The following is a 4,932-nucleotide window of genomic DNA, read 5'->3' as shown; positions in this document are numbered from 1 at the left end:
TGGATCCGGGCAGGGTGGAGATCAGGCTCTCCGAGACAACATTGGTCGACAACTCGTACTCCTTGACTGGGATGACGGGCAACGGGGACAACGGGAACGGGGACAGCGGGAACCTGCGGACCGGCGCGCGGGGTGCGCGCCGGGCGCGGGGATCGGGGTGGGCGGCTCAGACCGCCGTGGGCAGCGCGGCGTGGGCGGCGGCGGCGGCCGGGGCGTGGGCGGCCACGACGGCGGCTGCGGCCGGGGCGGCGCCGCTGTGCGGGGCCGGGATCTTCGGTGCGGTGGCGGAGAGCTTCTCGAGGGTCTTGCGCCAGCGGCAGAACAGTTTCGTCTGGTTCCAGGCCAGCACTCCCACCGGCTGCTCCCCGGCGTAGTAGACGGCCAGCAGGGAGTCCTCCCCGGGCTGACCGTGCTCGTAGGCCACCCGGTCGGCGCGGGAGGCGTCGCCGGCGAACTGCAGGCGGGTGCCGTACTGATCGGACCAGAAGTAGGGGGGCTTCACGGCCGGCAGGGCCTGCGGGTCCTCGCCCAGCAGCGCGCCGATGGCCACCGCCGGGCGCTGGGCGGCCCCGGTCCAGTGCTCCACCCGCTGATGGCGGCCGGTGACCGGCTCCCACCACGCGGCGCAGTCGCCGACCGCGACCACGCCGGGGATGTTGGTGGCCCCGACCGCGTCGCAGACCACGCCGTTGCCCAGCTCGATCCCGGAGCCCTCCAGCCAGGCGGTGTTGGGCACCGCCCCGATGCCCACGATCACCACGTCGGTGGGCAGCACCCGCCCGTCGGCCAGGTGTACCGCGGACACGGATCCGTCGGTGAGGTCGAAGTCGGTGATGTCGGCCCCGCAGATCAGCTCGACCCCGGCGCGTTCGTGCAGTCCGGCCACGACCGCGCCCAGCTGGGTGCCCAGCGGCCCGCACAGCGGGGTGGGGGACTTCTCCAGCACGGTGACCTCCATGCCCAGGGCGTGGGCGGTGGAGGCGACCTCGGCGCCGATGAACCCGGCGCCGATGACCACCATCCGGCCCCCCGCGCGCACCAGCTCGCGCAGCTTCTGCGCGTCGGCGATGGTGCGCAGGGTCACCACGTTCTCCGCCTCGGCGATCGGGGGCAGGTTCCGGGCCGAGGCGCCGGTGGCGATCACCAGGGCCTCGGCGTGGACGGTGTGCCCGTCCTCCAGGTGGACCGTGCGGGTGGCCGGATCGAAGGACACCGCCCGGGTCCCCAGGATCCACTCCGCGTCCAGGGCATCGGCGTCGGCCTCCAGGGCCAGGTCCTCGATCTCGATCCGCCCGGCCAGGAAGTCCTTGGACAACGGCGGACGGTCGTAGGGACGCTGCGGATCATCACCGATGATCACCAACCGACCACCGAATCCGAGGCTACGCGCGGCCCGGGCGGCCGACAGGCCGGCCAGGGACGCCCCGACAATGACGAGGGACTCCATGAAGGACCCCTTTCGAAAGACTGACAACGGAGGACTGACGACCCGGGCCGACGAGAAGAAGCACCCGGTGCTGGAATCGACTCGCAAGCTGTGCAACACGATTCGCGATGTGAGATTCAGAGTGAGCCACGTCATAGCGTCCGTCAAGGGTTCTCGGCAATACGACACGGGAAATTTACAATACGTCGCCCTGTGAGTTCGCTCACGGATTCGTAGGCCCCAACTCTTGACAGCACCCAACCTCAGTGCTCAGGCTTGTTGCACATTGCAACGCTTGTTGCTCATGGTGAGCCAGTTGGGCCAGGCGGAGACGCTCGGCGCGGCAAACCCGTCCCACTCCGGAAAGGATCTTCTCCGAATGCACAAGGCCTGTCCCCTCAAGGACCTCGCACCCGGTGACTCCCTGCGCCTCGACACCGTCCCGCCCATCGCCGTGTTCCACACGGAGGAGGGCGAGCTGTTCGCCCTCGACGACACCTGCACCCACCAGGACGCCTCGCTGGCCGACGGCTATGTGGAGGACTGTGAGGTCGAGTGCCCGTTGCACGCGTCCAAGTTCAACCTCCGCACCGGAGCGGTGGATGCACCCCCGGCCAAGCTGCCGGTCCGGACCCACGTGGTGACCGTCGTGGACGGCGACATCATGGTCGAGGAGTCGGCCGAGGCGCCGAACCTGCCGCCTGGCCTCACCGCCAACGGACACGAGTCCCAGTCGAAGTAGAGCCCGGTCGACCCCCGCAAGACATCCGCAGGTCAGGAGAACCATCCATGAGCACCACCCCTCGCGTCGTCATCATCGGAGCCGGCATCGTCGGCACCAACCTTGCCGACGAGCTCGTCCAGCGCGGCTGGACGAACGTCACCGTCCTCGAGCAGGGCCCACTGGCCCTTCCCGGCGGTTCGACGTCGCATGCGCCCGGCCTCGTCTACCAGACGAACCCGTCACGGACGATGACCCATCTCGCGCAGTACACGGTGGAGAAGCTCGTCTCCCTGGGCTGCTTCAACCAGGTCGGGGGCCTCGAAGTGGCCACCACCCCGGCGCGGCTGGAGGAGCTCAAGCGCAAGGTGGGCTACGCGAAGTCGTGGGGGCTCGAAGGCCGGCTGCTCACTCCCGAGGAGGTGCTCGAGCAGCACCCCCTGGTCAACCCCGAGATGGTCCTGGGCGGCTACCACGTGCCGACGGACGGGCTCGCCCTGGCGGCCAAGGCGGTGCAGGTGCTCATCGACCGCACCACCCGCGCCGGCGTGACCTACTGCCCGGAGACGACCGTCACCGGCATCGAGCGGTCGAACGGCCGCGTGACCGGCGTGACCACGTCCGAGGGAACCGTGCCGGCGGACATCGTCGTCTCCTGCGCCGGGTTCTGGGGACCCGCGATCGGCGAGATGGCCGGCATGCCGTGCCCCATCCTGCCCCTGGCCCACCAGTACGTCTTCACCTCCGCGGTCCCGGAGCTCGTGGGCAAGCACGACGCCCCGAACGGCGCGACCCTGCCGATCCTCCGGCACCAGGACGCGGACCTCTACTACCGGGAGTGGGGTGACCGGATCGGCATCGGCTCCTACGCGCACCGCCCGATGCCGGTGGATCTCTCCGACCTGCCGCACTACGCGCCCCGCGACATCACCCACGACCGGATGCCCTCCCGCCTGGACTTCACGCCCGAGGACTTCACCGAGCAGTGGGCCGAGAGCCAGCGCTTCCTCCCCAGCCTGCGCGGCAGCGAGGTGGCCGAGGGCTTCAACGGGATCTTCTCCTTCACCCCGGACGGGGGCCCGCTCATCGGCGAGTCCCCGGACCTCGCCGGCTTCTTCGTGGCGGAGGCGGTGTGGGTCACCCACTCCTCGGGCGTGGCCAAGGCCATGGCCGAGCTGCTGGTGGACGGCGTCCCGGAGACGGACCTGCACGGCTGCGAGGCCACCCGCTTCGACGACGTGCAGCTCTCCCCGGAGTACGTCGAGGAGACGGGCAAGCAGAACTTCGTGGAGATCTACGACGTCCTCCACCCCCTCCAGCCCCGGGAGTCGCCGCGCAACCTGCGGGTCAGCCCCTTCTATCCGCGGGAGCTGGAGCTCGGCGCGTTCTTCCTGGAGAGCCACGGGTGGGAGCGTCCGCACTGGTACGAGTCCAACGCCGCGCTCCTGGAGCAGCTGCCCGAGGAGTGGCGCGAGCCGGAGCGCGAGCCGTGGGCTGCGAAGTACCACTCGCCCATCGCGGCGGTCGAGGCCTGGAAGACCCGCACCGCCGTGGCGATGTACGACATGACCCCGCTCAAGCGCGTGACGGTCGAAGGACCCGGGGCCGCCGCCCTGCTGCAGCGGCTCACCACCGGCAACATCCTGCGCAAGCCCGGCGCCGTGACGTACTGCCTCTTCCTGGACGAGAAGGGCGGGATCCGCAGCGACATCACCGTGGCCCGGCTCAGCGAGAACCTGTTCCAGGCCGGCATCAACAGCAGCGTCGACGTGGCGTACCTGTCCGCGGAGGCGACCCGGCAGAGCGCCGAGGACCCCACGGCCTGGGCCCTGGTCCGGGACACCACCGCCGAGACCTGCTGCATCGGGCTGTGGGGGCCGAAGGCCCGTGAGGTCATGGCGAAGGTCTCCCGTGACGACCTCTCCAACGACGGCCTGAAGTACTTCCGCACCAAGCAGATCCGGGTGGGCGGCCTGCGGGTCACCGCGATGCGCCTCTCCTACGTGGGGGAGCTCGGCTGGGAGCTGTACACGACCGCCGACCAGGGTCTGCGGCTGTGGGACCTGCTGCACGAGGCGGGCCAGGAGTTCGGCATCGTCCCCGCGGGGCGCGCCGCCTTCAACAGCCTGCGCGTGGAGAAGGGCTACCGTTCCTGGGGCACCGACATGACCACCGAGCACACTGCTCTGGAGGCAGGCCTGGACTTCGCCGTCAAGAAGGACAAGGGCGAGTTCGTGGGTTCGGCGGCCGTGGCCGCTGACGGCCAGGTCCGGCGCCGGCTGCGCTGCCTGACCGTCGACGACGGCCGCTCCGTGGTCCTGGGCAAGGAGCCCGTGTACGTGGACGGCGAGGCCGCCGGCTACGTCACCAGCGCCGTCTTCGGCCACACCGTGGGCCGGCCGGTCGCCTACGCCTGGCTCCCGCCGGAGGTCTCCGAGGGGGACGGTGTGGAGATCGAGTACCACGGCGTGCGCGTCCCGGCGACGGTCAGCGCCGAGCCGCTCGTGGACCCCGGCATGGAGCGCATCCGCGGCTGAGGCTCCGCCAGCCGGGGGCGGAGCGCATGCCGCTCCGCCCCCGGCTCTCCGTCCCGGGACCGGGACCAATTCAGCAGAACACTGTGATCGAGCACCGTTCCCGGTGCCGACGACGACGAAAGGCAGTTCCAGCATGCACAAGGTCAAAGGCGTGGTGTCGAAGGGCAAGAACCAGCCCGTCAGTGTGGAGACGATCCTGGTGCCGGATCCCGGGCCGGGGGAGGCGCTGGTGGACGTGCTCACCTGCG

Annotated in this window: 3 protein-coding genes and 1 pseudogene; 3 read left to right on the top strand and 1 reads right to left on the bottom strand. The window is 70.4% G+C overall.

The genetic code is table 11. From position 1 onward, the window contains the following. Positions 1–166 precede the first annotated feature (166 nt). Positions 167–1,447: an NAD(P)/FAD-dependent oxidoreductase gene (locus ABD220_RS13875; RefSeq protein ID WP_344123503.1), complete on the bottom strand. Its 1,281-nt coding sequence runs from the start codon at positions 1,445–1,447 to the stop codon at positions 167–169. 358 nt (positions 1,448–1,805) lie between these two features. Between ABD220_RS13875 and ABD220_RS13870 the strand changes: the two genes are divergently transcribed. The 3 genes and pseudogenes from ABD220_RS13870 to ABD220_RS13860 all read left to right on the top strand — a co-directional run. After that, positions 1,806–2,168, top strand: coding sequence for a bifunctional 3-phenylpropionate/cinnamic acid dioxygenase ferredoxin subunit (locus ABD220_RS13870; protein WP_344123501.1), 363 nt, complete (start codon positions 1,806–1,808; stop codon positions 2,166–2,168). Between the two features lie 47 nt (positions 2,169–2,215). Beyond that, complete coding sequence (locus ABD220_RS13865) at positions 2,216–4,684, top strand: GcvT family protein (protein WP_344123499.1); 2,469 nt, start codon at positions 2,216–2,218, stop codon at positions 4,682–4,684. Positions 4,685–4,817: 133 nt separating this feature from the next. Then, positions 4,818–4,932 (top strand): annotated as a pseudogene (locus tag ABD220_RS13860) (S-(hydroxymethyl)mycothiol dehydrogenase); the annotation flags it as partial.

The organism is Kocuria aegyptia, assembly GCF_039530085.1.
Classification (GTDB): domain Bacteria; phylum Actinomycetota; class Actinomycetes; order Actinomycetales; family Micrococcaceae; genus Kocuria; species Kocuria aegyptia.
This window is presented reverse-complemented; position numbering and strand designations above follow the sequence as displayed.